The sequence below is a fragment of the Actinomycetospora sp. TBRC 11914 genome (assembly GCF_012933465.1).
In the GTDB taxonomy this organism is placed as follows: Bacteria; Actinomycetota; Actinomycetes; order Mycobacteriales; family Pseudonocardiaceae; genus Actinomycetospora.
Genome location: NZ_JABBND010000001.1, coordinates 379,668 through 403,540, shown reverse-complemented (window position 1 = coordinate 403,540; position 23,873 = coordinate 379,668). Strand labels below are relative to the sequence as shown.

General features: G+C 75.2%; 24 protein-coding genes. 6 read left to right on the top strand and 18 right to left on the bottom strand.

All coding sequences use genetic code 11. The annotated features are described in order from the left end of the window. Nucleotides 1-11: 11 nt before the first annotated feature. The 5 genes from HH311_RS01930 to HH311_RS01910 all read right to left on the bottom strand — a co-directional run bounded on the left by HH311_RS01930 (nt 12) and on the right by HH311_RS01910 (nt 3,719). Entirely contained in the window at nt 12-389 is a 378-nt protein-coding gene (locus HH311_RS01930) for a DUF1707 domain-containing protein (RefSeq protein WP_169181886.1), read from the bottom strand. Nucleotides 390-430: 41 nt separating this feature from the next. Continuing rightward, the gene (locus HH311_RS01925) at nt 431-1,924 is read right to left on the bottom strand and encodes a HAMP domain-containing sensor histidine kinase (protein WP_169181885.1); all 1,494 of its coding nucleotides are present in this window, start codon (nt 1,922-1,924) and stop codon (nt 431-433) included. Further along, on the bottom strand, nt 1,921-2,619 hold the full coding sequence (locus HH311_RS01920) for a response regulator transcription factor (RefSeq protein WP_169181884.1): 699 nt from the start codon (nt 2,617-2,619) through the stop codon (nt 1,921-1,923). Before HH311_RS01920 ends, HH311_RS01925 begins: the two co-directional genes overlap by 4 nt. A gap of 77 nt (nt 2,620-2,696) precedes the next feature. Then, complete coding sequence (locus tag HH311_RS01915; RefSeq protein WP_169181883.1) at nt 2,697-3,080, bottom strand: TIGR03618 family F420-dependent PPOX class oxidoreductase; 384 nt, start codon at nt 3,078-3,080, stop codon at nt 2,697-2,699. 42 nt (nt 3,081-3,122) lie between these two features. Next, nucleotides 3,123-3,719, bottom strand: coding sequence for a dihydrofolate reductase family protein (locus HH311_RS01910; protein ID WP_169181882.1), 597 nt, complete (start codon nt 3,717-3,719; stop codon nt 3,123-3,125). Nucleotides 3,720-3,810: 91 nt separating this feature from the next. On the opposite strand from HH311_RS01910, the gene HH311_RS01905 reads away from it, so the two are divergent. After that, nucleotides 3,811-4,269, top strand: coding sequence for a helix-turn-helix domain-containing protein (locus HH311_RS01905; RefSeq protein WP_169181881.1), 459 nt, complete (start codon nt 3,811-3,813; stop codon nt 4,267-4,269). Here HH311_RS01905 and HH311_RS01900 read toward each other — a convergent pair. Beyond that, complete coding sequence (locus tag HH311_RS01900) at nt 4,266-5,645, bottom strand: L-serine ammonia-lyase (protein ID WP_169181880.1); 1,380 nt, start codon at nt 5,643-5,645, stop codon at nt 4,266-4,268. The genes HH311_RS01905 and HH311_RS01900 overlap by 4 nt on opposite strands. Before the next feature lie 60 nt (nt 5,646-5,705). Here HH311_RS01900 and HH311_RS01895 point away from each other — a divergent pair, with 60 nt between their 5' ends. Further along, a complete protein-coding gene (locus HH311_RS01895; protein ID WP_312029968.1) occupies nt 5,706-6,362 on the top strand; it encodes a GntR family transcriptional regulator in 657 nt (218 codons plus the stop codon). 14 nt (nt 6,363-6,376) lie between these two features. On the opposite strand, the gene HH311_RS01890 is transcribed toward HH311_RS01895, so the two are convergent. Further along, nucleotides 6,377-7,603, bottom strand: coding sequence for an FAD-dependent oxidoreductase (locus tag HH311_RS01890; protein ID WP_169181879.1), 1,227 nt, complete (start codon nt 7,601-7,603; stop codon nt 6,377-6,379). Beyond that, the gene (locus HH311_RS01885; protein ID WP_169181878.1) at nt 7,600-7,950 is read right to left on the bottom strand and encodes a bifunctional 3-phenylpropionate/cinnamic acid dioxygenase ferredoxin subunit; all 351 of its coding nucleotides are present in this window, start codon (nt 7,948-7,950) and stop codon (nt 7,600-7,602) included. Before HH311_RS01885 ends, HH311_RS01890 begins: the two co-directional genes overlap by 4 nt. A gap of 361 nt (nt 7,951-8,311) precedes the next feature. Here HH311_RS01885 and HH311_RS01880 point away from each other — a divergent pair, with 361 nt between their 5' ends. Together HH311_RS01880 and HH311_RS01875 are read left to right on the top strand one after the other, a co-directional pair. Further along, nucleotides 8,312-9,481 (top strand): SRPBCC family protein, encoded by a 1,170-nt coding sequence (locus tag HH311_RS01880; RefSeq protein WP_169181877.1) that lies wholly within the window; start codon nt 8,312-8,314, stop codon nt 9,479-9,481. Between the two features lie 22 nt (nt 9,482-9,503). Then, nucleotides 9,504-9,683 (top strand): hypothetical protein, encoded by a 180-nt coding sequence (locus HH311_RS01875; RefSeq protein ID WP_169181876.1) that lies wholly within the window; start codon nt 9,504-9,506, stop codon nt 9,681-9,683. A gap of 276 nt (nt 9,684-9,959) precedes the next feature. Here HH311_RS01875 and HH311_RS01870 read toward each other — a convergent pair whose 3' ends face one another. The 7 genes from HH311_RS01870 to HH311_RS01840 form a co-directional block, all read right to left on the bottom strand. Next, nucleotides 9,960-12,416: an FAD-dependent oxidoreductase gene (locus HH311_RS01870; RefSeq protein ID WP_169181875.1), complete on the bottom strand. Its 2,457-nt coding sequence runs from the start codon at nt 12,414-12,416 to the stop codon at nt 9,960-9,962. Then, nucleotides 12,413-13,042 carry a sarcosine oxidase subunit gamma gene (locus HH311_RS01865; RefSeq protein WP_169181874.1) on the bottom strand — a complete coding sequence of 210 codons (630 nt, stop codon included), beginning with the start codon at nt 13,040-13,042 and terminating at the stop codon, nt 12,413-12,415. Before HH311_RS01865 ends, HH311_RS01870 begins: the two co-directional genes overlap by 4 nt. After that, a complete protein-coding gene (locus tag HH311_RS01860) occupies nt 13,035-15,818 on the bottom strand; it encodes an FAD-dependent oxidoreductase (RefSeq protein WP_169181873.1) in 2,784 nt (927 codons plus the stop codon). Before HH311_RS01860 ends, HH311_RS01865 begins: the two co-directional genes overlap by 8 nt. Continuing rightward, nucleotides 15,815-16,078 carry a sarcosine oxidase subunit delta gene (locus tag HH311_RS01855; protein ID WP_169181872.1) on the bottom strand — a complete coding sequence of 88 codons (264 nt, stop codon included), beginning with the start codon at nt 16,076-16,078 and terminating at the stop codon, nt 15,815-15,817. The genes HH311_RS01860 and HH311_RS01855 overlap by 4 nt, the downstream gene beginning before the upstream one ends. A 25-nt stretch (nt 16,079-16,103) precedes the next feature. After that, a complete protein-coding gene (locus HH311_RS01850; RefSeq protein ID WP_396027412.1) occupies nt 16,104-17,357 on the bottom strand; it encodes a sarcosine oxidase subunit beta family protein in 1,254 nt (417 codons plus the stop codon). Then, the gene (glyA, locus tag HH311_RS01845; protein WP_169181871.1) at nt 17,354-18,655 is read right to left on the bottom strand and encodes a serine hydroxymethyltransferase; all 1,302 of its coding nucleotides are present in this window, start codon (nt 18,653-18,655) and stop codon (nt 17,354-17,356) included. Before glyA ends, HH311_RS01850 begins: the two co-directional genes overlap by 4 nt. 505 nt (nt 18,656-19,160) lie before the next feature. Beyond that, on the bottom strand, nt 19,161-19,421 hold the full coding sequence (locus HH311_RS01840) for a hypothetical protein (RefSeq protein WP_169181870.1): 261 nt from the start codon (nt 19,419-19,421) through the stop codon (nt 19,161-19,163). Between the two features lie 125 nt (nt 19,422-19,546). Between HH311_RS01840 and HH311_RS01835 the strand changes: the two genes are divergently transcribed. Then, nucleotides 19,547-19,801 (top strand): hypothetical protein, encoded by a 255-nt coding sequence (locus HH311_RS01835; RefSeq protein ID WP_169181869.1) that lies wholly within the window; start codon nt 19,547-19,549, stop codon nt 19,799-19,801. A 62-nt stretch (nt 19,802-19,863) separates the two neighbouring features. Here HH311_RS01835 and HH311_RS01830 read toward each other — a convergent pair whose 3' ends face one another. The 3 genes from HH311_RS01830 to HH311_RS01820 are packed head-to-tail and all read right to left on the bottom strand — an operon-like array spanning nt 19,864 to nt 22,955. Next, nucleotides 19,864-21,480 (bottom strand): FAD-dependent monooxygenase, encoded by a 1,617-nt coding sequence (locus HH311_RS01830; RefSeq protein WP_169181868.1) that lies wholly within the window; start codon nt 21,478-21,480, stop codon nt 19,864-19,866. A gap of 43 nt (nt 21,481-21,523) precedes the next feature. Further along, entirely contained in the window at nt 21,524-22,438 is a 915-nt protein-coding gene (locus HH311_RS01825; RefSeq protein ID WP_169181867.1) for an alpha/beta hydrolase, read from the bottom strand. Beyond that, entirely contained in the window at nt 22,419-22,955 is a 537-nt protein-coding gene (locus tag HH311_RS01820) for a quercetin 2,3-dioxygenase (RefSeq protein ID WP_169181866.1), read from the bottom strand. The genes HH311_RS01825 and HH311_RS01820 overlap by 20 nt, the downstream gene beginning before the upstream one ends. Before the next feature lie 47 nt (nt 22,956-23,002). Between HH311_RS01820 and HH311_RS01815 the strand changes: the two genes are divergently transcribed. Then, complete coding sequence (locus HH311_RS01815; protein WP_248291988.1) at nt 23,003-23,833, top strand: IclR family transcriptional regulator; 831 nt, start codon at nt 23,003-23,005, stop codon at nt 23,831-23,833. Nucleotides 23,834-23,873: the final 40 nt, after the last annotated feature.

The window sequence follows — 23,873 nt, the reverse complement described above, 5'->3', positions numbered from 1 at the left end:
CGGGGGCGTGCTCACGCCACGACGGCGCCGAGCAGCACCCAGAGAACCGTCCACAGCACGGCCAGCCCGGCGAGCACCGCCACGACCCGTTCCTGCCGCGCGCCGGGCTGCGCCGCCTGCGGGCCGTCGAGCACGACGCGGGCCCGCCACAGCAGCAGCGCCCACAGCGCCTCCCACGACGGCGGGCCCGACGCGGCCGCTCCGGTGCCCGGGAGGTCGGCCACCGGCGCGGCCAGCTCCTCCCGGTACCGCGCGGCGTAGACCGCGGCCATGCGGTCGCCGGCCTCGTCGGCGGTCAGCCGGCCCTCGCCCACGGCCGCGTGCAGCCGCACGACGACGGCCTCCCGCTCGGCATCCGACGCACGCGTCCCCCGATCCGGTCCGGACATCGGCGACTCCCAGCAGCTCGACGGTGGTGGCAGCGCCATCGTCACCCGCGCGGCGGTCCTGCTCCACGAGAATCCGGTGAGGATTCGGGCGCCGGCGGGGCCTCGACCCCGTCCGGCGCGTCGTCGGCCACGAGCCGGTCGGTCGCCACCCCGAACCCGACGCACGCACCACCGCCCGACGGCGTCGTCACGAAGGCGGCGCCGCCGTGCCGCTCGGCGACGTCGCGCACGATCGCGAGCCCGAGCCCCGAGCCGGGCAGCCCGCGGGCCGCGTCGGCGCGGTAGAAGCGGTCGAAGACGCGGTCGGCGTCGGCCGGGAGGATGCCGGGCCCGTGGTCGCGGACCGTCGTCGTGCCGGCCCGGACGCGGAGCTCGACCGGCTCGCCGGAGTCGCCGTCGAACTTGGCGGCGTTCTCGAGCAGGTTCCCGACGCCGCGCTCCAGGCTCGCCCGGTAGCCGCGCACCACCGAGTCGTCGGCGTCGACGACGATCTCCCGCCCGCTGCGGCGCGCCACGCGGTCGGCCACCCGCTCCGCGAGCGGGGCGAGGGCCACCGCCTCCTCGGGCTCCTCGGTGTGCCCGGAGAGCGCGAGGTCGACGAGCTCGTCGACGAGCTGGGAGAGCTCGCGGGTCTCGCCCTGGACGTCGGTGACGAGCCGCTCGCGGGCGGCGGGGGAGAGCTCGGCGAAGCGCCGCAACACGCTCGCGTTGGTGCGCAGGCTGGTGAGCGGCGTGCGGAGCTCGTGGGCGGCGTCCTGGACGAGTCGGTCCTGCGCCTCCCGCGAGCTCGCGAGCCGCTCGACCATCGTGCGGAACGACGCCGAGAGCCGCCCCACCTCGTCGTGACCCTCGACGGGGGTCCCGAGGGCCTCGACGTCGGGACCCGACACCCCGCCGCGCGCGCTGACCTGCTCGGCCAGCCCGGTCAGCCGCACCAGGCGCTGGGTGATGCGCCCGGCCAGCAGCCAGCCGACGGCGGCCGCGACCACCAGCACGACGAGGCTCACGACGGTGATCTCGTTGGCCATTCCCTGCACGAGCCGGTTCGACAGGTCGACGTCCATCGCCACCTGCAGCGCGCCGGTGCCGCCGCCGAGGGACGTCGTCAGGACCCGGTAGTCGTCGCGCCCGACGGTGAGCTCGGTGGTGTCGGTCCGGCCGGCCGCCGCGGCCCCGACCACCCCGCGGGCGGCGTCGGTGACGGGCAGCACCACCGGGCGCCCGCCGAGCACCGTCACGGTGCCGTCGGCGGCGATCCGCCGGCCGATCAGCATCTGGAACCGGCCGGGCGTGTCGCCCCGGCTCCGGTCCCCGCGCGGCGGTCCGCCGCCGCCGTCGTCGTCGGCCGGGGGCGTCGCGGAGCCGAGGACACCGGTCTGGCCCGCGGCGAGGGCCGTGGTGGCGGCGGTGAGCGTGGTGTCGTTGGCCTGCGTGGTCCGGTCCGCGACCGCGTGGTAGCTGAGCACCCCCACCAACCCGGCGACGACCGCGCTGACCAGCGCGAACGCCAGCGCGAACCGCGCGCGCAGGCTCACGGCCGGCGCAGCGTGTACCCGACGCCGCGCACGGTGTGGATGACTGACGGCGCACCCGCGGTCGTCAGCTTGCGGCGCAGGTAGCCGATGTAGACCGCGAGGTTCTTCGAGTCGGCGCCGAAGTCGTAGCCCCAGATGCGCTCGTAGACCGTGGAGTGGTCGAGGACGATGCCCTCGTTGCGCACGAGCAGCTCGAGCAGGTCGAACTCGGTCTTCGAGAGCGCGAGCTCCTCCTCGGCCCACCAGGCCCGCCGGGCGGCCGGGTCGACGTGCAGCGGTCCGACCCGCAGCCCGCCGCGGTCGTCGTCCGGCGCCGCGAACGACGCGCGCCGCAGCAGCGCGCGCAGCCGGGCGAGCAGCTCGTCGAGCTCGAAGGGCTTGGGCAGGTAGTCGTCGGCGCCGGCGTCGAGGCCCGCGACGCGGTCGGCGGTCTCCTGGCGCGCGGTCAGCATGAGCACCGGGGTGCGGTCGCCGTCGGCGCGCAGGACGCGGCACACGGCGAGCCCGTCCACGCCGGGCATCATCACGTCGAGGACCAGGGCGTCGAACGACTCCTGGCGGATCCGGGTCAGCGACTCGACGCCGTCGACGACGGGGACGGTCTCGTAGCCCTCCAGCTCGAGGGCGCGGGCGAGGGACTCACGGATGGCGCGGTCGTCGTCGGCGACCAGGACGCGCTGCGGCACGACGACCATCGTGCCCGCACCGGGTGCGCCGCCCGGGGGCACGGGGGCCGGGAGGCCGAGATTCTCACCGGATTCTCGCCTCGGGCTCACCCGACCCCGAGGCGCTGGTGCTCGGGCTCGACGAGGGCGACGACGCGCTCCTCGCCACGCGGGTACGAGGCCCCGACGTACTTCCGGGCGATCTCGTCGGCGATCTCCCAGGCGGCGTCACCGTCGAGCCACTCGACCACGCGTCCCCGGACGACGACGGGTGTGAACGGGTCGTCGGTGGCGGTCAGGGACAGCGCCACCCGCGGGTCGTGGCGCAGGTTGCGGGCCTTGCGCGAGCGCGGCCCGGTGAGGAAGGCGATCCGGTCGGCGTGCGTTCCGACCCAGACCGGGACCGAGTGCGGGGCGCCGTCGGGTGCGACGGTGGCGACGTGGGCCAGCGGGGTGGCGTCGAGGTGGCGGCGGACGTCGGGGTCGATCATCGGGGTTCTCCTGTGTCGTGGGGGCGGTGCGGGCGGGTGGGGTCAGCGCTCGACGGCGTAGTGGAGGTGGGTGACGCCGGGCGCGGGCTCGGCCTCGATCAGGCGCAGCGCGACGTGCTCGGGGAGCTCCCGGAAGAACGGGCGGCCGGCGCCGAGCAGGATCGGCACCTGGTGCAGGACGAGCTCGTCGACCAGTCCGGCGGCCAGGGCCTGGGTCACCACGTCGCCGCCCATGAGTGCGACGTCCTTCTCCCCGGCGAGCTCGCGGGCCGCCGCGACCGCGTCGTGGATGCCCGTCGTGACCAGCGTCTGGCGGCCACCCATCGCCGGTACGGGCCGGTGGCTCAGCACGACCAGCGGGGCGGTGGGGTGCGGGGAGCCGTCGTCACCGAACCGGCCCGAGTCGTCGTAGGTGTGGCGACCCGCGAGGGACACGCCGACCCGCTCCGCGAGCGCGTCGAACACCCGGGCGCTGGGAGCGCTCAGCCGGAACCCGTCGACGACCGCGCTGGACACGTCGCCGTCGAAGTACCAGTCGAACAGCATCGACCCGTCGCCCAGGCCGCGGCCGTCGCCCGGGTCGCGCCCGGTGATGTAGCCGTCGACCGACACCGCCAGGGCACTGAAGACCGTGCTCATCACCATGGTCCTTTCGGAGTTCCTTGAAGAGACTCGGGAACCGTAGCGCACTGGAGTTCCTTAAGGGAACCCTGATGCGTAGGGTGGTGCCATGCAACGCACGAGCTTCGGGGACATGGCGTGCTCCATCGCGCGGACCCTCGACGTCGTCGGCGAGCCGTGGTCGCCGCTGGTGCTGCGCGACATCTGGGTCGGGATGACCCGGTTCGACCAGCTCCAGGCCGACCTCGGGATCTCGCGCAAGGTGCTGGCCGAGCGGCTCCACCACCTCGTCGAGCAGGGCGTCCTCGAGCGACACGCCTACGACAACCGGCCGCGCTACGAGTACCGGCTCACCGAGAAGGGGACCGAGCTCGTCGACCTGCTCATGGTCATGGTCGGCTGGGGGGACAAGTGGCTCGCGGGCGAGGCCGGGGCCCCGGTGCTCTACCGCCACCACGCGTGCGGCGAGATCAGCGGGGTCGACCTGCGATGCGCCCACTGCGGGCAGCCGATGCACGCCGGCGACGTCGACGTGCTCCCCGGGCCCGGTGCCGCGGAGAGCACCTAACAGGCCACCACCGTCAGGGCGAGCCCGCCGCGGGCGGTCTCCTTGTACTTCGTCGACATGTCCGCGCCGGTGGCGCGCATCGTGCGGATCGCGGTGTCGAGCGAGACGCGGTGGGTCCCGTCCCCGCGCAGGGCCATGCGCGCCGCCGTGATCGCGGTGACCGCGGCGACGCCGTTGCGCTCGATGCAGGGGATCTGTACGAGGCCGCCGACGGGGTCGCACGTGAGGCCCAGGTGGTGCTCGATGCCGATCTCGGCGGCGTTCTCGACCTGCTCGGGGGTGCCGCCCAGCAGCTCGGCGAGCCCGGCGGCCGCCATCGAGCAGGCGGAGCCGACCTCGCCCTGACAGCCGACCTCGGCGCCGGAGATCGAGGCGTTGCGCTTGAGCAGCAGCCCGATCGCCCCGGCGGTGAGCAGGAAGCGGACCGCGTGGTCGTCGGGGTCGGCGGCGAAGCCGGGCACGACGCGGGCCGCGTGGTGCAGCACCGCGGGCACGATCCCGGCGGCGCCGTTGGTGGGCGCGGTGACGACCCGCCCGCCCGCGGCGTTCTCCTCGTTGACGGCGAGCGCGTCGAGGGTCACCCACTCCATGGCGTGCCGCGGGTCGGCCGGCGGGGCCTCCTCCTCGAGGCGCCGGCGCAGTGCGGCCGCCCGGCGCCGGACCCGCAGCCCGCCCGGGAGGACGCCCTCCGTCGTGGTGCCGCGGGCGATGCACCCGCGCATCGCCGAGCGGACGGCGAGCAGGTGCGCCCGGGTCGCGTCCTCGCCGTGCCGGGCGCGCTCGTTCGCGAGGACGACGCCGCTGATCGACAGGCCGGTGGCGCGGGTCGCGGCGAGGAGGGCGTCGGCGGTCGGGAAGGGGTGGACGTCGGGACCGGGGTCCGGGGCGGTCGTCGTCGTGACCTCGTCCTCGTCGAGCACCGTGCCGCCGCCGACGGAGAAGTAGTCGCGGCGGGCGAGGACCGCGCCCGCCGCGTCGGTCGCGGTGAACCGGAGCCCGTTGCTGTGGTGGGGGAGTCGGACGTCCCCGCGCAGCACGACGTCCCGGTCCACGACGAAGCCGATCTCCCGCTTCCCGCCGAGGAGCAGGCGACCGGTGGCGCGGACGAGCTCGACCGCGGGGTCGATGACCGCCGGGTCGACGAGGTGCGGCTGCTCCCCGGCGAGCCCGAGCACGACGGCGGGCACGCTGCCGTGGCCGAGCCCGGTCGCCCCGAGCGAGCCGTGGAGCTCGCACCGCACGCTGGCGGTCTCCTCGAGCAGGGCCTCGTCGGAGAGCCGGGTGGCGAACCGGTACGCGGCCCGCATCGGCCCCACCGTGTGCGAGCTCGACGGGCCGATCCCGACCGTGAAGAGGTCGAGCACCGAGACGGTCATGGGACACCCCCACGGGAGATGGCTGATATATCAGTCAGCGGGTAGGCTGACGGGGTGACGGTGCCCGCGCAGGAGTCGCCCCCCACCTCGCTCGCCGAGCGGGCGTACGGGGCGATCCAGGACAAGCTGATCATGCTCGAGATCCCGCCGATGGCCCCCGTCGACGAGCTCGCGCTGGTCGAGGCCCTCGAGGTCGGGCGCACGCCGGTGCGGGAGGCGCTCAAGCGGCTCGAGGTCGACCGGCTCGTCGTCTCCTACCCGCGGCGGGGCACCTTCGCGACGGCGGTCGACATCACCGACCTCGCCTACGTCTCGGAGATCCGGGTGGCGCTCGAGCCGCTCGCCGCACGGCGCGCCGCCGAGGGCGCGGGTGGTGCCTCGCTGCGCGAGGGGCTCGCCGAGCTCGCCGAGGCCACGGCCGGGCTCGACGTCGCCGCGCTCTCCCGCGACGAGCTCATGCGCTGGGACATGCGGGTGCACCGGTCGATCTACCGTGCCGCCGGGAACCCGCACCTCGAGGACACCCTGGTGCGCTACGACAACCTGGCCACGCGCATCTTCTGCCTCTTCCTCGACCGCATGCCGGGCTTCGACCGGCACGTCGGCGAGCACGTGGGCCTGCTGCGCGCGATCGCCGACGGCGACGGCGAGCTCGCGGCGACGCTGGCCCACGAGCACGTCGTCGGGTTCGAGAAGGCCATCCGCGCGGTGACCTGAGCCGGTCATGCCGGTCATGCCGGCTGCCTGACCCTCCCGAGCTCGGCGCGGCGCAGCCTCCCGAAGGCGCGGGGGCTGCCCAGGCCGAGCACGGCCGTCGTCGTGCCCGCGCCGTCGAGGTAGCGGGCTGTGAAGATCCGGTCGGCGAGGTCGCCGTCGACGACCTCCACGCGGTCGCCGGGTCCGGGACGGCCCGCGAGCTGGAGCATCCGCCCGTACTGGTCCGACCAGAAGTACCCGGAGGGCCGGAAGGTCACGAGCGTGCGCCCCGCGAGGAGGTTCGCGGCGGCCACGTCGGCCTGTTCGCCGGCGCTCGTCCAGTGCTCGTGGCGGGAGGTCCCGACGGTGCCCGCCGGGCCCTCGACGTCGTGCCGGGCGACGTCGCCGACGGCCACCACCTGCGGGAGGTCGGTCATCAGGCCCGCGTCGGTGCGAACGCCGTCGCGGCACCGCAGCCCGGACCCGGCCAGCCACTCGGTGTTCGGCGTGATCCCGACGCCCACGACGACGACGTCGGCGGGGACCACGGTGGCGTCGTCGAGCTCGACGCCGGTGACCCGCCGGCCCCGGCCGGACGGTGCGGTGTGCAGGCCGGCCACCGACCGGCCGTGGCGGACGTCGGTGCCGTGGTCGGCGTGCTGCTCGGCGCAGCAGCGGGCGACGCGCTCGCCGAGCACCGGGGCGAGCGGCAGCGCCGCCGCGTCGAGGAGGGTCACCGGGCAGCCCAGCCCGCGGCAGGTGGAGGCGACCTCGGCGCCGAGGAACCCGGCGCCGACGACGACCACCCGCGGCCGGGCACGCAGCGCCGCCCCGAGGGCGAGCGCGTCGTCGAGGGTGCGCAGGACGTGCACGCCCCGGGTCTCGACGGTGTCCCCGTCGGCGGTGTCCCCGGTCCCGGGCAGCCGGCGCGCCCGGCCCCCGGTGGCCACGACCACGCCGTCGACGGCGAGCTCGCGCCCGTCGGCGAGCCCCAGCCGCCCAGCCCGGGGGTCCAGGTGGTCGACCCGCGTGCCGAGGTGCAGCTCGAGGGCGAGGTCGGCCTCGTCGTCGGGATCGAGCAGGGCGAGGTCGGCCTCGCCGAGCGTGCCGGCGAGGAACCCCTTGGACAGCGGCGGGCGGTCGTACGGCGCGTGGGCCTCGTCCCCCACGAGCACGAGCCGGCCGTCGAACCCCGCGCGGCGCAGCGCCCGCGCGGCCCCGGTCCCGGCGACGGAGGAGCCGACGACGGCGACGGTCCTCACGCGACGCCCCATTCCTGGCTCGCCGGGACGGGGTCGGGGTTCGACGCGGGTTCGAGGTCGGCCCACACCACGCCGTCGGCGACGAGGACGGTGTAGGTGCGCACCGGGCGCTTGGCCGGCGGGCCGCTGGGTTCGCCGGTGCGCAGCGAGAAGAAGGCCTCGTGCAGGGGGCACTCCACCCAGCATTCCTCGAGGTAGCCGTCGGAGAGCGAGGCGCCCTGGTGGCTGCAGGCGTCGTCGAGGACGAACACCTCGTCGCCGGTGCGGAACACGGCCACCGGGGTCGGTCCGGTGCAGCGGAGGCCCTCGCCGTCGGGGATCTCGTCGATGTCGCAGAGACGGATCATGTCTCTCTCCAGGAGACGCGGTGCGGACGGGCGGCCTCGGCGTCGAGCCTCGTCCGGACACAGAACTGACAGGGGTGCACGCGGGGAGACTCGGCGTGCCCGAGAACATCAATGATCCGAGAGCATCGTTGCGGAATGTGCACTGCGATGCTCAATGCGCAACGCCAACAGTGGGAGAGACGGCTCCCCGTGTCAAGGGTCGGCGGCCGGTGGTTTCCGCTGGTCGCCGGACGGTCGGTCGGCCCGATGTGGCGGTTGACAAGCGGATATGTACTCTCCCATCGTCTGGGTTGCGCAATACGGCGCTGCGTTGCGCGATGAGCAACACGTTGAGCTCCACCTCACGAGGAGTGCCCCCGCGATGACCACGAGCGAGCTGACCGCGGCCGCAGCGACCGGGGACGGGGTGGGCGGGGAGCTGCCCGCGAGCCTGCGGGAGACGCTGCCGGGGCGCTGGTACACGGACCCGGAGATCTTCGCGGCCGAGCAGGCCCTCGTCTTCGAGGCCGGGTGGTTCTGCGCGGTGCGCGCCGGCGACCTCGCCTCGCCCGGGGACTTCGAGACCGTCGAGGTGGGCCGCGAGAGCGTGATCGTGACCCGGGGGCGCGACGGGGCCGTGCACGCGGTGCTGAACGTCTGCCGCCACCGCGGCGCGCGGCTGTGCACCGCGGAGAAGGGGTCGGTGCGCCGGTCCTTCCAGTGCACGTACCACGCGTGGACCTACGGTCTGGACGGCTCGCTGGTGACGGCCCCGAACATCGCCCACATGCCCGACGTCGACCGCGCCGCGTTCGGCCTGCACCGGGTGGCCGTGCGGGAGTGGCTCGGCTACGTGTGGCTCTGCCTCGCCGACGAGCCGCCGCCCTTCTCCGACACCGTGGTGGCCGACGTGACCGGCCGGCTCGGCTCGCCCGACGCGATCGTCGGCTACCAGGTCGCGGACCTCGCGCTCGGCCGGCGCATCACCTACGACGTCGCGGCCAACTGGAAGCAGATCGTCGAGAACTTCATGGAGTGCTACCACTGCGGCACGATCCACCCCGAGCTCACCGAGGTGCTGCCGGAGTTCGCCGACGGGCTGGCCGCCCAGTACTTCGTCGGCCACGGCGCGGAGTTCGGGGCCTCGGTGGAGGGGTTCACCGTGGACGGGTCGCCGGGGCTCGGACGGCTCCCCGGCATCGGGCCGGACCAGGACCGGCGGTACTACGCGATCACGGTGCGCCCGCAGGTGTTCGTCAACCTCGTGCCCGACCACGTCGTGTTCCACCGCATGTTCCCGGTCTCGGCGGACCGCACGATCGTGCGCTGCGACTGGCTCTACCTGCCCGAGGTGGTGGCCTCGGGCGCCGACCTCGACCGCTCGGTGGAGCTCTTCCACCGCGTCAACCAGCAGGACTTCGACGCCTGCGAGCGCTGCCAGGTCTCCATGGACTCCCGCTCCTACGCCCGTGGCGGGGTGCTGGTGCCCAGCGAGCACCACATCGGCGAGTTCCACGACTGGGTGCGCACCCGCGTCGGCCACCCCCGCTGACCCGTACGAGAAGGACGAGACGATGACGATCCCCGACGAGCCCGACGCGGTCCCGGACGCCCTGGCGGCGCCGGGCCTCGACGAGGCCTTCCGCGTGGCCGACCGGCTCGCGGTGCACGGCGCGGACTGCGTGTGCCCGCCCTGCGCGGGCCGGCTCCCGCGCCTGCTGGCCGAGCTCGCTCGCGCGCTCGACCGGGGCTGAGGCGCGGCGGGGCCGGCCCGGGGGTCCACTCGGTGGGCTGCCGAGGGGGCGGCGCTGCCGAGTGGGCCCGTACGGTTCCCGCGGCAGCCCTGGGGGTCCACTCGGTGGGCTGCCGAGGGGGCGGCGGTGCCGAGTGGGCCCGTACGGCTCCCGCGGCAGCCCTGGGCGCCCACTCGGTCGAACCCCGCGGCCGGCACCGGTGCCGAGTGGACCCGCAAGGCTCTCGCGGCAGCCGTACGGGTCCACCCGGAGCGCCGGGACGCACACACGAGAGACTCAGACCAACGGCTCCGCCGCCACCGTCGCCCGCACGTCCTGGCCGAAGTACCGGATGTCCACCGGCGTCCCGACCTCGAGCCCCGCGGGCAGCCACGCGTAGGCGATCGGCCGGCCGACGGTGTGCCCGAACGCGGCCGACGTGACATAGCCCGCCGGCGAGCCGTCCACCAGCACCGGCTCCCCGCCGAGCACCACGCTGCGGCCGTCGTCGACGGTCAGGCAGGTGAGGCGCCGCGTCACCGTCGACGCGTCCCGGCCGGCCAGCGCGTCGCGCCCGACGAACCAGCCCTTCGACGCCGGCCGCACCGCGAAGCCGACCCCGGCCTCGTACGGGTCGTGCTCGGTGGTCATGTCGCTGCCCCACGCGCGGTAGCCCTTCTCCAGGCGCAGGCTCGAGAACGCGGCCCGCCCCGCGGCGACCACCCCGAGCCCCTGGCCGGCCTCCCACAGCACGTCCCAGAGCCGCTGCCCGTACTGCGCGTCGGTGGACAGCTCCCAGCCGAGCTCGCCGACGTAGGAGACCCGCATCGCCACCACCGGGACGCCGCCGACGTCCGCCCGCCGGCACCGGAACCGCCCGAAGCCCTCGTCCGAGAAGTCGTCGCCCGAGAGCGGCGCGACGAGGTCGCGGGCCAGCGGACCCCACACCCCCACGCAGCAGGTGCCGCCGGTGACGTCCCGGACTCCGACCGAGCCGTCGGCCGGCGCCTCGCGCCGCAGGTGGTCGACGTCGAGCGGGCCGTTCACGCCGACTTGGAAGAACTCGGGTCCGAGCCGGGCGACCGTGACGTCGCTGCGTATCCCGCCCGCGTCGTCGAGCAGCAGCGTGTAGGTCACCGACCCGACCGACTTGTCGACCTTCCCGGTCGTCAGCCGGTCGAGGAACGCGACGGCGCCGGGCCCGGTGACCTCGACGCGGGTCAGCGACGTCATGTCGTACATCGCCACCGCGGTGCGCGTCCGCCACGCCTCGACGGCCGCGATCGGGGAGTGGAACATCGCCGACCAGGCGTCGCGCGTCGGCGGCTGCCACTCGACCGGCGGGTCGGCGACCAGCGCGGCGTTGGCCTCGAACCACTGCGGGCGCTCCCAGCCGTGCGCCTCGCCGAACACCGCCCCCAGCTCCCGCTGCCGCGCGTGGAACGGGCTCACCCGCACCCCGCGCGGCGAGAGCCGCGGCGCCAGCGGGTGCACCACGTCGTAGATCTCGACGAAGTTCTGCTGCGCGGTCTCGGCGACGAACGCGTCGGTGGTCTCGCACGGGTCGAAGCGGTGCACCGAGCACCCGTGCAGGTCGAGCTCGCTGCGCCCGTCGACGAGCAGCTGCGCCACGGCGCGGGCCACACCGGCCGAGTGCGTCACCCACACCGCCTCGGCGAGCCAGAACCCGGCGACGTCGGGCGACTCGCCGATCAGCGGCCCGCCGTCGGGGGTGAAGGAGAAGACGCCGTTGAAACCGGTCTCGACCTTGGTGTCGGCCAGCGCGGGCAGCAGCTGCCGGCTCTGCTCCCACGACGCCGCGAAGTCGTCCTCGGTGAACGGCAGCATCGAGGGCTGCCGGGCCGCCGAGACCTCGTCGACCTCGGGCAGCTCCGCCATCGACACCGGGATCGGGCGGTGGGCGTAGGAGCCGATGCCGAGCCGGTCGTGGTGCTCGCGGTAGTACAGGTCCTGGTCCTGGTGGCGCAGGATCGGCAGCCGGGCCTCGACCGCCTCGTCGGTGCGGCCCACCAGCTCGGATACCTGCCCGGTGAACGCGTACTGGTGCGCGAGCGGCAGCAGCGGCACCCGCATCCCGACCATCGCCCCGACCTCCCGGCCCCAGAACCCGGCGCAGGTCACGACGACGTCGGCCGGGACCTCGCCCGCATCGGTGGTCACCCCGGTGACCCGCCCGCCGTGCTGCGTGACGCCGGTGACGCGCACCGACCCGCGGAACACCGCGCCGCGGCCCTCCGCCCGCCGGATCAGCGCCGCGACCGCACGGGCGGCCTTGGCCAGCCCGTCGGTGGGGGTGTGGAGGCCGCCCAGGATGCGGTCGGGGTCGAGCAGCGGGTGCAGCCGGGTGCACTCGGCGACGTCGACCACCTCGGCGGGGATGCCCCGCGACATCGCCCAGCCGTGCTTGCGGTGCAGGTCGGCGAGCCGCTCCGGCGTCGTCGCGACCTCGAGGCCGCCGACCTGGTTGAAGCACCAGTCGCCGTCGGACGGCGCCCCGCCGAGCGCGAGGAACTTCTCGACGGTGTAGCTCGCGAACGCGCTCATCGTCCGCGACGCGTTGGTCTGGAACACCAGGCCGGGGGCGTGCGAGGTGGAGCCGCCCGGCAGCGGCAGCGGCCCCTGGTCCAGGACGGTGACCCGGTGCCAGCCGCGGGCGGTGAGCTCGTCGGCGAGGTTCGCCCCGACGATCCCCGCTCCGATGATGACGACGCGCGGCGTGGTCAGCGTGCTCATGCTCGGTCTCCCTCCCCGGCGGGGATCGGACGGAACTCCTCGGCGGCGTCGAGGAGCCAGGCGGCGAGGTAGTCGGCGAACGACCTGCGGACGAGGACGTCGACGCCGGTGTCCACCGCGACGAGCAGCACCCCGGCCTGCCCCAGCAGCGTCTGGGCGCAGGACCCGGGCGGGAACGACGCCGGCCGCAGGTCCAGCGCGCAACCGAGGGCGAGCAGCTCGCGGGCGTCGGCGCCGCGCAGGGTGAACCCGGTGCGCTGGGCGGAGACGTCGACGGCCGCGCCACCGCGCGGCCCGACGACCGCGCGCAGCGCGTCCTCCCACGGCCCGGCGGGCCGGTCGGCGACCAGCAGCCACTCGTCCGGGCCGAGCCAGAGGGCCCGGCCCTCGCCGTCGTCGAGCGTGGTCCACGTGTTCGGGGTGCTCGGCAGCCGTCCTCCGAGGGTCCCGACGACGTCGGGCGTGGTCGCCTCGCGCGCGTCGAGGCGCAGGTCGACGGCCGCCGTCGTCGGGAGGAGCCCGAGCGCGAGGTCGACGCCGGGGACGGCGGCCAGCTCCTCGGTGAGCGCGGCGAGGACGGGGAGGTAGCGCTCCAGCGGGTGGGTGGGTACGAGGGTGTCAGCCATCGCGGCGCGCTCCTTCGGGGTCGACCAGGACGGTGCCGCCGATGCGGGCCGGGACGAGGGACGCGCCGACCGGCACGTGCACCACCTCGCCCACGCGGTCGCGTCCGCCCCGGAGCAGCGCGAGCGCGAACGGCCGGCCGAGCTCGGCGCTGTGGTAGCTCGAGGTGACGTGGCCGAGCATCGGGACGGGCGGCGGCGGGAGCACCCCGTCGTCGCGGAAGTCGACGATCTGCGAGCCCTCGGGCAGCGTCGTCGCCGCGTCGGTGGGCAGCAGCGAGACGAGCTGCTTGCGGGCCGGGTCGGTGTTCGCGGCGCGGGCGAAGGAGCGCTTCCCGGCGAAGTCGGCCTTCTTCGCCGACACCGCCCAGCCCAGTCCGAGGTCGTGCGGCGAGACGGTGCCGTCGGTGTCCTGCCCGATGATCGGGTAGCCCTTCTCGGCGCGCAGGACGTGCATCGTCTCGGTGCCGTAGAGCGTCATGCCCTCGGGGCCGCCGGCGGCCACGAGCCGGTCCCACAGCGCGGGCCCGTGCGTCGAGGCGACGCTGACCTCGTAGGCCAGCTCCCCGGAGAACGAGATGCGGGCCAGTCGTACCGGGACGCCGTCGAGCGCGGTGTCGAGCCAGCTCATGAAGCCGAACGCGCTGTTCGAGATGTCGACGCCCGGGAAGGCGCGCCCGACGACGTGTCGTGCGCGCGGCCCGGCGACGGCGAACACCGACCAGTGGTCGGTCACCGAGGTGAGGCGCACCCGCAGGTCGGTCCGCTCGGTCTGGATCCACTCCTCGGCGCGGTCGAGGACGGCGGCCGCGTTGCCCGTCGTCGTCGTGACCAGGAAGCGGTCCTCGGCGAGCCGCAGCACGGTGCCGTCGTCGACGACCATCCCGTCGTGCCCGCACATGACGCCGTAGCGGACGCGGCCGACGCGCAGCGTGCTGACGAGGTTCGTGTAGAGGTGGTCGAGCAGCACCGCGGCGTCCGGGCCCTGGACGTCGATCTTGCCCAGGGTGGAGCCGTCGAGCATGCCCACGGCGCCGCGCACCGTCGCGCACTCGCGCAGCACCGCCGCGGCCATGTCCTCGCCGGAGCGGGGGTAGTACCGCGGTCGGCGCCACTGCCCGACGTCCTCGAACACCGCGCCGGCCCGCACGTGGCGGTCGTGGATCGCGGTGGTGCGCACCGGGTCGTAGAGATCGCCGCGCTCGCGCCCGGCGAGCGCGGCGAAGGCGACCGGGGTGTACGGCGGCCGGAACGTCGTGGTGCCGAGGGCCTCGACCGGGCGCCCGGTGAGCTCGGCGGTGATGCCCGCCGCGAGCACCCCCGAGGTCTTGCCCTGGTCGTGGGCGGTGCCGATCGTCGTGTAGCGCTTGACGTGCTCGAGGTGGCGCATGCCGGCACCGACGGCGCGGGCGATGTCGGCGACGGTGGCGTCGCGGGCGAGGTCCACGAACTGGCGGGCCGGGTCGCCCGCGGTGCGCCACAGCACCAGCGGCGGCGTGCGTGGCTCCTCCTCGGCGACCGGTGCGGTGTCGCCGCCGGCCTCGCGCAGCCCGGCCGCGAGGTCGAGGGTGCCGTTCGCGGCGCCGACGACCTCGACGCCCGCGAGCCGTTCGCCGGGCACGGCGGCGCCCAGGGCCGCGTCGTGGGACAGCGCGCCCCCGACGTGGCTGAACAGGTGCACCGCCGGGGTCCAGCCGCCGGAGACGAGCAGCAGGTCGCAGGGGATCTCGCGGCGGTCGTCGCCCGCGAGCACCGCGGTGACGCGGCCGGTGTCGGGATCGCCGTGGGTGCCGCGGGGCGTGGTCGCGGGGGTCAAGACGACGCCGGCCGCGGCACAGCGTCCGGCCCACCCCGCCGGGACCGCGGCGCGGGCGTCGAGCACCTCAACCCGGGCGCCGGCGGCCGCGAGGTCGAGCGCCACGGCGTAGGCGGCGTCGTCGGTGGTGGCGACGACGACGTCGTGGCCGGCGAGCACGCCGTGGCGGTGCAGCAGGTCCCGCGCGGCCGAGGCGAGCATGACGCCCGGCCGGTCGGCGTCCTCGAACACCACCGGGCGCTCGATCGCGCCGGTCGCGAGCACGATCCGACCGGCCCGGATCCGGTGGACCCGTTGGCGGGCCCGGTGCTGCGGCGCCTGCATCCCGAGGTGGTCGGTGCGCCGCTCGAGGGCGAGGACGAATCCGTCGTCGTAGTGGCCGAACGCGGTGGTGCGCTGCAGGTGGGTGACGCGGGGGTGCGCCGCGAGCTCGGCGACGACGTCGGCGACCCACTCGCGCGACCCGCGCCCGTCGATCCGCTCGGTGCCGGTGAGCGTGCCGCCGGGGTCGGGGCGGTCGTCGACGAGCACGACGTCCTGCCCGGCGCGGGCGGCCCGCCGGGCGGCAGTCAGTCCGGTCGGACCGGAACCGACGACGAGCACGTCGCAGTGGGTGTGGCGGCGGTCGTAGCGGGCGTGGTCGGGGACCTGGGCGAGGCGCCCCCGCCCGTTCACGCCGCGGGCGACGAGGCCCTCGGCGAGCTCGACGGTGGACGCGAGCAGCATCGGCTCGGGGAAGGGCTCCTCGACCTGGACCAGGCCGGTCGGGTCCTCGGTCCAGGCGGCGCCGATCCCGCGGGGCCGGCCGTACCTCACGCTCGTGCCGAGCGCGACGACGTCGTGGGCGAGCAGGACCGAGGCGAGGGTGTCGCCGGGGTGGCCGGTGAGGGTGCGGCCGTTCACCGTGACGGTCACCGTGCGCCCGCGGTCGATCGCCCAGCCGTACCTGTCGACGCGGCTCACGGGGCACCCGCCGTCATCGGGCCGGTGAAGCGGTGGGTGCGGGTGTCGCGCTCCGCGGCGAACCAGCGGCGGCAGCCCGCGCTGTGCGCCCACCACTCGCGGGAGGGGCCCTTCGGGTTGGGGCGGACGAAGACGAACCGCGCCCAGTCCGCGTCGGAGAGCGCGGCCGGGTCGGCCGGGTAGGGGACGGTGGCGGGGCCACCGGGGTGGAACTCGGTCTCCTCGCGGGGACCGCACCAGGGGCAGCGGATGAGTTGCACGGGAGTCTCCTAGTGCGCAGCCGGATCAGTGGGCCACGGCGGCGGCGCCGTGCTCGTCGACGAGCGCGCCGGTGGTGAAGCGGTCGAGGCCGAACGGCGCGACGAGCGGGTGCGGCTCGCCGTGGGCGATCGTGTGGGCCAGGCACCAGCCCAGCCCCGGCGTCGCCTTGAAGCCGCCGGTGCCCCAGCCGCAGTTGAGGACGACGTTGTCGTAGGGGGTGCGCCCGATGATCGGGCTGGCGTCGGGGGTCACGTCGACGACGCCGGCCCAGCTGCGCAGCAGGTGCGCCCGGGCGAACACCGGGAAGAGCTCGACGGCGGCGGCCATCTGGCGCTCGATGATCGAGAAGGAGCCGCGCTGGCCGTAGCCGGTCGCGGCGTCGATGCCCGCGCCCATCACCAGCTCGCCCTTGTGGGCCTGCGAGACGTACACGTGCACCGCGTTGGACATGACGATCGTCGGGTGCACCGGCTCGAGCAGTTCGGAGACGAGGGCCTGCAGCGGGTGCGACTGCAACGGGGCCGCGATGCCCAGCTGGTCGAGCAGCACCGAGGTGTGCCCGGCGGCGCAGAGGGCGACGGTGCCGCAGGCGATGTCGCCGCGGGTGGTGCGCAGTCCGGTCACGCGGTCGCCGTCGGTGGTGAAGCCGGTGACCTCGCAGTGCTGGAGGAGGTCGATCCCGGCCTGGTCGGCGCGGCGGGCGAAGCCCCAGGCGACGTAGTCGTGCTTGGCGATGCCCGCGCGGGGCTGGAACGTCGCGCCCTGCACCGGGTAGCGGATGTCGGACGAGACGTTGACGATCGGGCAGACCTTCGCGACCTCGTCGGGGCCGAGCCACTCGGCGTCGACCCCGTTGAGGCGGTTGGCCTCGACGCGGCAAACGGAGTCGCGGACGTCCTGCTCGGTGTGGGCGAGGTTGAGCACGCCGCGCTGGCTGAACAGGATCGGGTAGCCGAGGTCCTCCTCGAGGCCCTCCCAGAGCTCGAGCGCGTGCTCGTAGATCCCGGCGGACTCGTCCCAGAGGTAGTTCGAGCGGATCAGGGTGGTGTTGCGGGCCATGTTGCCGCCGGCGAGCCAGCCCTTCTCCAGCACCGCCACGTTCGTGATCCCGTGGTTGCGGGCCAGGTAGTGGGCGGTGGCGAGGCCGTGGCCGCCGCCACCGACGATGACGACGTCGTAGGAGCGCTTCGGCTCGGGGTTGCGCCAGAGGTGCTCGGGGTGCTCGGGGAGGTGGGCGCCCAGCCCGGAGAAGTGTTGCGGGGTGGTCGTGGGGGTCACGGCAGCAGCTCCGGGTAGAGGGGGTGGCGGTCGGCCAGCGCGGCGACGCGGTAGCTCAGGGCGTCGAGCTCGACCTCGGAGACCTCCGCGCGCAGGGCGAGCGCGATGACCTCGGCGACCTCGCGGAAGCCGTCGGCGGTGAACCCGCGGGTGGCCAGGGCCGCGGTGCCGATGCGCAGCCCGGAGCTGACCATCGGGGGCCGCGGGTCGAACGGGACGGCGTTGCGGTTGACCGTGATCCCGACGCGGTGCAGCCGGTCCTCGGCCTGCTTGCCGTCGAGGGTGTGGTGGCGCAGGTCGACCAGCACGAGGTGCACGTCGGTGCCGCCGGAGACGACGCCGACCCCGTCCTCGGCGAGCAGGCGCTCGGCGACGATCCGCGCGCCGGCGAGGGTGCGCTCGGCGCGCTCCCGGAACTCCGGTTCGCCCGCGAGCTTGAACGCCACCGCCTTGGCGGCGATCACGTGCTCGAGCGGCCCGCCCTGCTGGCCGGGGAAGACGGCCGAACCGAGCTTCTTCGCGAGGTCCGCCGCGGCGAGGACGAAGCCGCCGCGGGGCCCGCCGAGGGTCTTGTGCGTCGTCGAGGTGACCACGTGCGCGTGCGGCACGGGGGAGGGGTGCAGGCCGGCGGCGACGAGGCCCGCGAAGTGCGCCATGTCGACCATCAGGAAGGCCCCGACGTCGTCGGCGATGCGCCGGAACGCGGCGAAGTCCAGGTGGCGGGGGTAGGCCGACCAGCCGGCGACGATCAGCCTCGGCCGGTGCTCCCGGGCGAGCCGGGCCACCTCGTCCATGTCGACCCGCTGGTCCGACTCGCGCACGTGATAGGCGGCGACATCGTAGAGCCGGCCGGAGAAGTTGTTCCGCATGCCGTGGGTGAGGTGACCGCCGTGGGCGAGGTCCAGCCCGAGGATCCGGTCGCCCGGCTCGAGCAGGGCGGCCATCACCGCCGCGTTGGCCTGCGCCCCGGAGTGCGGCTGGACGTTCGCGTACTCGGCGCCGAAGAGGTCGGTGACCCGGTCGATCGCGAGCTGTTCGACCACGTCGACGTGCTCGCACCCGCCGTAGTAGCGCCGCCCGGGGTAGCCCTCGGCGTACTTGTTGGTGAGCACCGAGCCCTGCGCCTCGAGCACGGCCGCCGGTGCCGCGTTCTCGCTCGCGATCATCTCGAGCGTCCGTTCCTGGCGGGTGTTCTCCCGCCCGATCGCGGCGTGGATCTCGGGGTCGGTCTCGGCCAGGGAGCGGCGGAGGACCATCGGTCCGTGCAGGCCCACGGGGTGGGCGACCGTCGTTGACATCGGCTTGCTCCACACTGCGGCGACGACTGATATATCAACTGGCGCGGACTGTAGGCACGCGTGGAGGGCAGCGTCAATGGGTGCGGGACGCGGGACGTCGCCGGGTTCGTCGAGGGTTGCCCGAGGCCGCCGGGCGGGCTCGCGGGCTTGCCTCAGGTGGCGCCTCGGACCTGGGATGGCGGCAATGGCACGTTCCTGGCATCTGACGCCAGGACGGCGCCGCTCACCCGGCACGGCCCGGCCGACCCGGCTCACGGACCTGCCCCAGGTGCTCGTGATCATCGGAGCGCGCGGCCGGGGCGGGGCGGCGTCGGCGAGGGGCACGTGAGGCAGCCCGGCGGGCTCGCTGGCCAGCCTCAGGTGCTCGTGATCATCAAGCCGGGTAGGGGCCCTCGGGCGAGGGGCACGTAGCGCAGTCCTCCGGGCTCGCGGTCATGCCCTGCGTGCTCGTGATCATGCGAGCCGGCGCGGGGGGGCGACCCGGTGTGGATGTGGCGTCAGCGCCTCAGGCGGGCTTCGCCGTGGCGTGCGTGACGTAGCGCTCGACGACGGTGCGGGCCTCGATGATGTTGCGGGCGTGGCCCCAGCGGGCGGCGTCGAGGGTGGAGTGCGTCCAGCCGCCCGGGGGCACGCGGGTGCCGAGCGTCAGATAGCCGATCTGGCGGTCCCAGAGAATCTCCGACTCGAACCCGCGGGGGTCGTCCCAGCGCCACGAGTAGCCGCGTTCCTCGGTCGACTCGACCACCGGGATGCCGTCGATCTCCATGCCGCACTCCCCGATCCGCGCCCATGAGGAAGATTCAATCCCCATAGAATCACGGGAGCCACCGCACCGCTTGGCGCAACCAGAGCAACTTCTGCGCCGAACGGCCTGTACCGAGGAGCGCGAGCATGACCGTGTACGTCTCCCTGCCGCAGTTCCCATTGACCCTGAAGTACGAGGAGCCGCTCGAGGAGGTCGCCCGCCACCTCCAGGGCCTCGTCGAGGAGGCGAAGGTCCACCGTCTGCAGGTGAACGACGAATCGATCATCCTCGTGAACTTCGGCGTCATCGAGTCGATCACGCTCACCGAGGGCGCGCGCACACTCGAGCTCGAGGAGCTCAACCGCGGACTGTCCACATCGACACAAACGACGTCCAGGTGATTCTCTCGTGACCATTCACGTGCATTCGCACGCGAATCCGCGTGGGTCGGACGCCGGAATGGTCAGCGGAGCGCGTTCGCGCGCGGAGCCCACCCACGGGCGACGTCGAGGGCGGCGGCCGCCGCGGCGGGGTCGTCGCCGCGCCACGCGACGTGCTGGTCGGGCCGGACCAGCAGCAGCGGGGCGCCGTACGCCTCGGCGTCGTCCACGCCCAGCCCCGCGCCGTCGAGCACCGTGAACGGGACGGCGGACGACGCCGCGGCGACGCGCGCCGGCCCGGTGTCCGCGCGCGCGTCGAGGCGCAGCAGCGTGAATCCGGCGCCGAGGTGGTCGTAGAGCGAGGACCCGTCGGGCAGCCACCGGTGGGGCAGGCGGGCGCCCGGACGGGCGGAACCGTGGTAGCCGATCGATGCCGAGGGCGGGACCGGGGAGCCGTCGTCGACCACGGCGGGGGAGTCGGCGTAGTGGTAGCCCAGGACGAGCCCGAGGCTGTGGAACTCGCCGCGCTTCACGGCCACGTCCCGGGCCACCGCCGCCCGCCGCCGCTCGCCGACCGGCCCGTCGAGGTCCAGCTCGGGGTGGGCGAACGACCCGGCGAGGCGGGAGTCCTGCGCGCCGGCGGCGTCGATCGTGCGCGCAGCGACCGGGCGGCGCTCGGGCTCGTAGGTGTCGAGCAGCGCCGGGCCGGCCCAGCCGTGCAGGACCGCGCCGAGCTTCCACGCGAGGTTGACCGCGTCGCCGACGCCGGTGTTGTAGCCGTGCCCGCCCCACGGCGGGGTGAGGTGCGCGGCGTCCCCGACGAGGAACGTCCGCCGGCCCCGGTACCGGTCGGCGAGCAGCATCCGCGCCGACCACGGGTCGGTGGCCCGCACCGTGAGGTCCAGCCCGGCACCCGCGGGCCCGACGAGCCGGCGCACGAGCGCCTCGGGGTCGACGCCGGAGCGCACCCCCTGGGCGACGGTCCACCACGTGCCGTCCAGGTCCATCCGCCCGACGATCCCGGCGGCGTCGGTCCCGAGCACCCAGTAGTGCACGCCGCGGGCGCACACGAGGTCCTCCAGACCCGGCGCGTCGAAGGTGACGTTGAGGTTCGGCAGCTCGCCGTGGCGGCCCTCGTAGTGCGCCCCGACGGCGTCGCGGGTGACGCCCGCGGCCCCGTCGCACCCGAGCAGGTACTCCGCGCGCACCTCGACCTCGCCGCCCGACGGCGTCGCGACCCGCACGACGACGCCGTCGCCGCCGTCGTCGGCGGCGAGCACCCGGTGCCCCAGCAGCAGGTCGGCGCCGGGTGCCTCGGCGACGGCGTCGCGCATCAGCTGCTCGACGACGGGCTGCGGGATCTGGCGGCCGGACTCGGCCACCTCGTCGCGGCGCTCGTCGTGCATCGCGAACGCGTTCCGGAACCGGGTGATCTCGCGGCCGGTCAGGCGGGTGCAGAACACCGCGTCCTGCGCCCACGACACCGGCACCGGGGTCGCCCGGCGGACCCGGTCGGCGAGGCCCCAGCGGCGGAAGAGCTCCATGGTGCGGGCGCTGGTGGTCTTGGCGCGGGGCCGGTCGCTCGTCACCTCGGTGCGGGGCTCGACCACCGCGCACCGCACGCCGGCGCGGGCCAGCTCGAGCGCCGCGGCGAGCCCGGCGGGCCCGCCGCCGGCGATCAGCACGGGGTAACCGGACATCGACCGGTCTCCTGACGTGGGGGGACGACGCGCCGGGCGGAGGTCAGGGGAGGAGGTGCTCGGCCAGGAAGGCGACGGCACCGTCGAAGGCGGCGCGGGCGAGGCCCGGGTCGCCGAGCCACAGGTGGTCCGCGCCCTCGACGAGCTCCAGGCGGACCGGGGCGCCCGCATCGCGCAGCGCCGCCGCGAGGCGCTCGGACTGCCGCGTCGGGACGAACCGGTCGGCGGCGCCGTGCACGAGCAGGAACGGCGGCGCCCCGGGCCGGACCTGGGCGACCGGGCTGGCGGCGCGGGCCACGTCGGGACGTTCGGCGGCCGGTCCGCCGAGCAGCAGCGACTCGCGGGAGCCGGGCGCGCCGGGGTCGGTGATCGAGCGGCCCGAGGCGGCGGCGTCGGCGGCGATCGTGGTGAGGTCGGCCGGGCCGTACCAGTCGACGACGGCGGCCACCTCGCCCCGAGCGGTGACCCCGGGCCCGGTCGGTGCAGACCCGGTCAGGGCGGCGAGGGCGGCGAGGTGCCCGCCGGCCGACTCGCCCCACAGGGCGGTCCGACCGGCCAGCCCGAGCTCGCCGCGGTGCGCGGCGAGCCAGGTCAGGCCGGCGCGGACGTCGTCGAGGGGCGCGGGGAAGCGGGCCTCCCCGCTGAGCCGCCGGTAGTCGAGCGAGGCGACGGCGAACCCGCTGGCGGCGAGCTCCGCGAACGGCGACGGCGACCAGTCGGCGAACATCGGGCCCATCCCCGACCGGCTCCCGACCTGCCAGCCCCCGCCGTGGACGAACACCACCAGCGGGACCTCGGCCGTCGACGCGGGCCGGACGAGGTCGAGCAGCAGCGGGCGGTAGCCGGGGACGACGGCGTACTCGACGGCCCGCCAGGTCACCAGCCCGCCGTCCCGGACGGGCGCCGGGAGCGGTGCGGCGGCCGGGGCCGGGACCGTCTCAGTCGAGGAGGTGGGCATCGAGGTGGAACTCGTTGCGGTAGGCGCGGGCGGCCTCGCCGAGCTGCTCGGGCGAGGGCACCACCGGTCGGGCCGGGGGCATGCGCGACGCCGTGCGCTCCCCGGCGGCGCCGAAGAACCGCTCGAACCCGCCGGTGTTCACCCCGAGGGTGCGGGCCCGGTGGGACTCGACGCGGAACGTGTGCCGGTGCCCGGCGGGCACGTAACCGAAGTCGCCCGTCGTCAGGACCTCGTCGAGCGTCCCGCCGTCACCGTCCTCGACGACGACGCGCACCTTGCCGTCGAGCACGTAGAAGATCTCGTGGACTCCCGTGTGGGAGTGCACCGGGATCGCCCGGCCCTTCGGCGCCTCCATGGTGAAGACCCCGAACTGGCCGTCGGTCTCGTCGCCGGAGAGCAGCACGGTGAAGAGCTGGTCGAACAGGTGGGCTCGCTCGCCCTCCCCGGCCTCCAGCACGTAGGGGAGCGGCGTGCCCGGCAGGGGCGACGGGCCGGGCGTGGCGAACTCTGCGGTCAACGTGTCCTCCGGAGGGTCGGATCGACGGCGGTCCGGCACGGCCGAGCATGGGACCCGCACCCCGCCCGCGGGCTGACCATGCCATTGACCGGCATGACAGGCTCGCGCGATGGACGCGCCGGTGCGCCGGGGCAAGCGGCCCCCGGCCGGGGCACCCGTCGTCGCGCGCGCCCTCGCCCTGCTCGCGGCGTTCGACGCCGACCACCCGGGCGCTGGGCCTGGCCGACCTCGCCCGCCGGACGGGCATCCCGCTCTCGACGACGTTCCGGCTCGCCGGCCACCTGCTGGCCTGGGGTGCGCTGGAGAAGGACCCCGACGAGCGCTACGTCGTCGGGCTGCGCCTGTTCGAGATCGCCTCGCTCGCGCCGCGCAGCCACGGGCTGCGCGAGGTGGCGCTGCCCTACCTCGAGGACCTCCACGAGGTCTCCGGGCAGCACGTCCTGCTCGCCGTGCGTGAGAGCGACGAGGCGCTGCTGGTCGAGCGGCTCTCCTCCCGCGGCGCGGTCGAGATCGACTACCGGGTGGGCGGCCGGATGCCGCTGCACGACACCGGGGTCGGTCTGGTGCTGCTCGCCGGAGCGCCCGCCCCGGTCGCCGCCCGCGTGCTGGACCGGCTGGACCCGCCGGCCGCGGACCGGGTCCGCGGCCGGCTCGAGGACGTCCGACGACGGCAGGTGGCGGTGTTCGCGCGGTCGTCCCCGGCCCCGGTGTCGTCGGTCGCGGCGCCGGTGCGCGACGGGCTCGGGCAGACCCTGGCGGCCGTCTCGGTCGTCGTCCCGGCCGGCGCCGCGCCCCCGCAGGCCTACGTGCCGGTGGTGCGCGCGACGGCGCTCGCCGTCGCGCGGGGGCTCGGTCACCGGCCGCCCCGCACCGGGTGAGCGGCCCGGGGCTTCCGGGGAGGCCCGTCCCGGCGCCACG

Bases quoted from the DNA above. Each gene is read 5' to 3' on its own strand.
- HH311_RS01930 (WP_169181886.1), bottom strand. From the start codon at position 389: ATGTCCGGACCGGATCGGGGGACGCGTGCGTCGGATGCCGAGCGGGAG.
- HH311_RS01920 (WP_169181884.1), bottom strand. From the start codon at position 2,619: ATGGTCGTCGTGCCGCAGCGCGTCCTGGTCGCCGACGACGACCGCGCC.
- HH311_RS01915 (WP_169181883.1), bottom strand. From the start codon at position 3,080: ATGATCGACCCCGACGTCCGCCGCCACCTCGACGCCACCCCGCTGGCC.
- HH311_RS01910 (WP_169181882.1), bottom strand. From the start codon at position 3,719: ATGAGCACGGTCTTCAGTGCCCTGGCGGTGTCGGTCGACGGCTACATC.
- HH311_RS01905 (WP_169181881.1), top strand. From the start codon at position 3,811: ATGCAACGCACGAGCTTCGGGGACATGGCGTGCTCCATCGCGCGGACC.
- HH311_RS01900 (WP_169181880.1), bottom strand. From the start codon at position 5,645: ATGACCGTCTCGGTGCTCGACCTCTTCACGGTCGGGATCGGCCCGTCG.
- HH311_RS01885 (WP_169181878.1), bottom strand. From the start codon at position 7,950: ATGATCCGTCTCTGCGACATCGACGAGATCCCCGACGGCGAGGGCCTC.
- HH311_RS01880 (WP_169181877.1), top strand. From the start codon at position 8,312: ATGACCACGAGCGAGCTGACCGCGGCCGCAGCGACCGGGGACGGGGTG.
- HH311_RS01875 (WP_169181876.1), top strand. From the start codon at position 9,504: ATGACGATCCCCGACGAGCCCGACGCGGTCCCGGACGCCCTGGCGGCG.
- HH311_RS01870 (WP_169181875.1), bottom strand. From the start codon at position 12,416: ATGAGCACGCTGACCACGCCGCGCGTCGTCATCATCGGAGCGGGGATC.
- HH311_RS01865 (WP_169181874.1), bottom strand. From the start codon at position 13,042: ATGGCTGACACCCTCGTACCCACCCACCCGCTGGAGCGCTACCTCCCC.
- glyA (WP_169181871.1), bottom strand. From the start codon at position 18,655: ATGTCAACGACGGTCGCCCACCCCGTGGGCCTGCACGGACCGATGGTC.
- HH311_RS01840 (WP_169181870.1), bottom strand. From the start codon at position 19,421: ATGGAGATCGACGGCATCCCGGTGGTCGAGTCGACCGAGGAACGCGGC.
- HH311_RS01835 (WP_169181869.1), top strand. From the start codon at position 19,547: ATGACCGTGTACGTCTCCCTGCCGCAGTTCCCATTGACCCTGAAGTAC.
- HH311_RS01830 (WP_169181868.1), bottom strand. From the start codon at position 21,480: ATGTCCGGTTACCCCGTGCTGATCGCCGGCGGCGGGCCCGCCGGGCTC.
- HH311_RS01825 (WP_169181867.1), bottom strand. From the start codon at position 22,438: ATGCCCACCTCCTCGACTGAGACGGTCCCGGCCCCGGCCGCCGCACCG.
- HH311_RS01815 (WP_248291988.1), top strand. From the start codon at position 23,003: ATGGGACCCGCACCCCGCCCGCGGGCTGACCATGCCATTGACCGGCAT.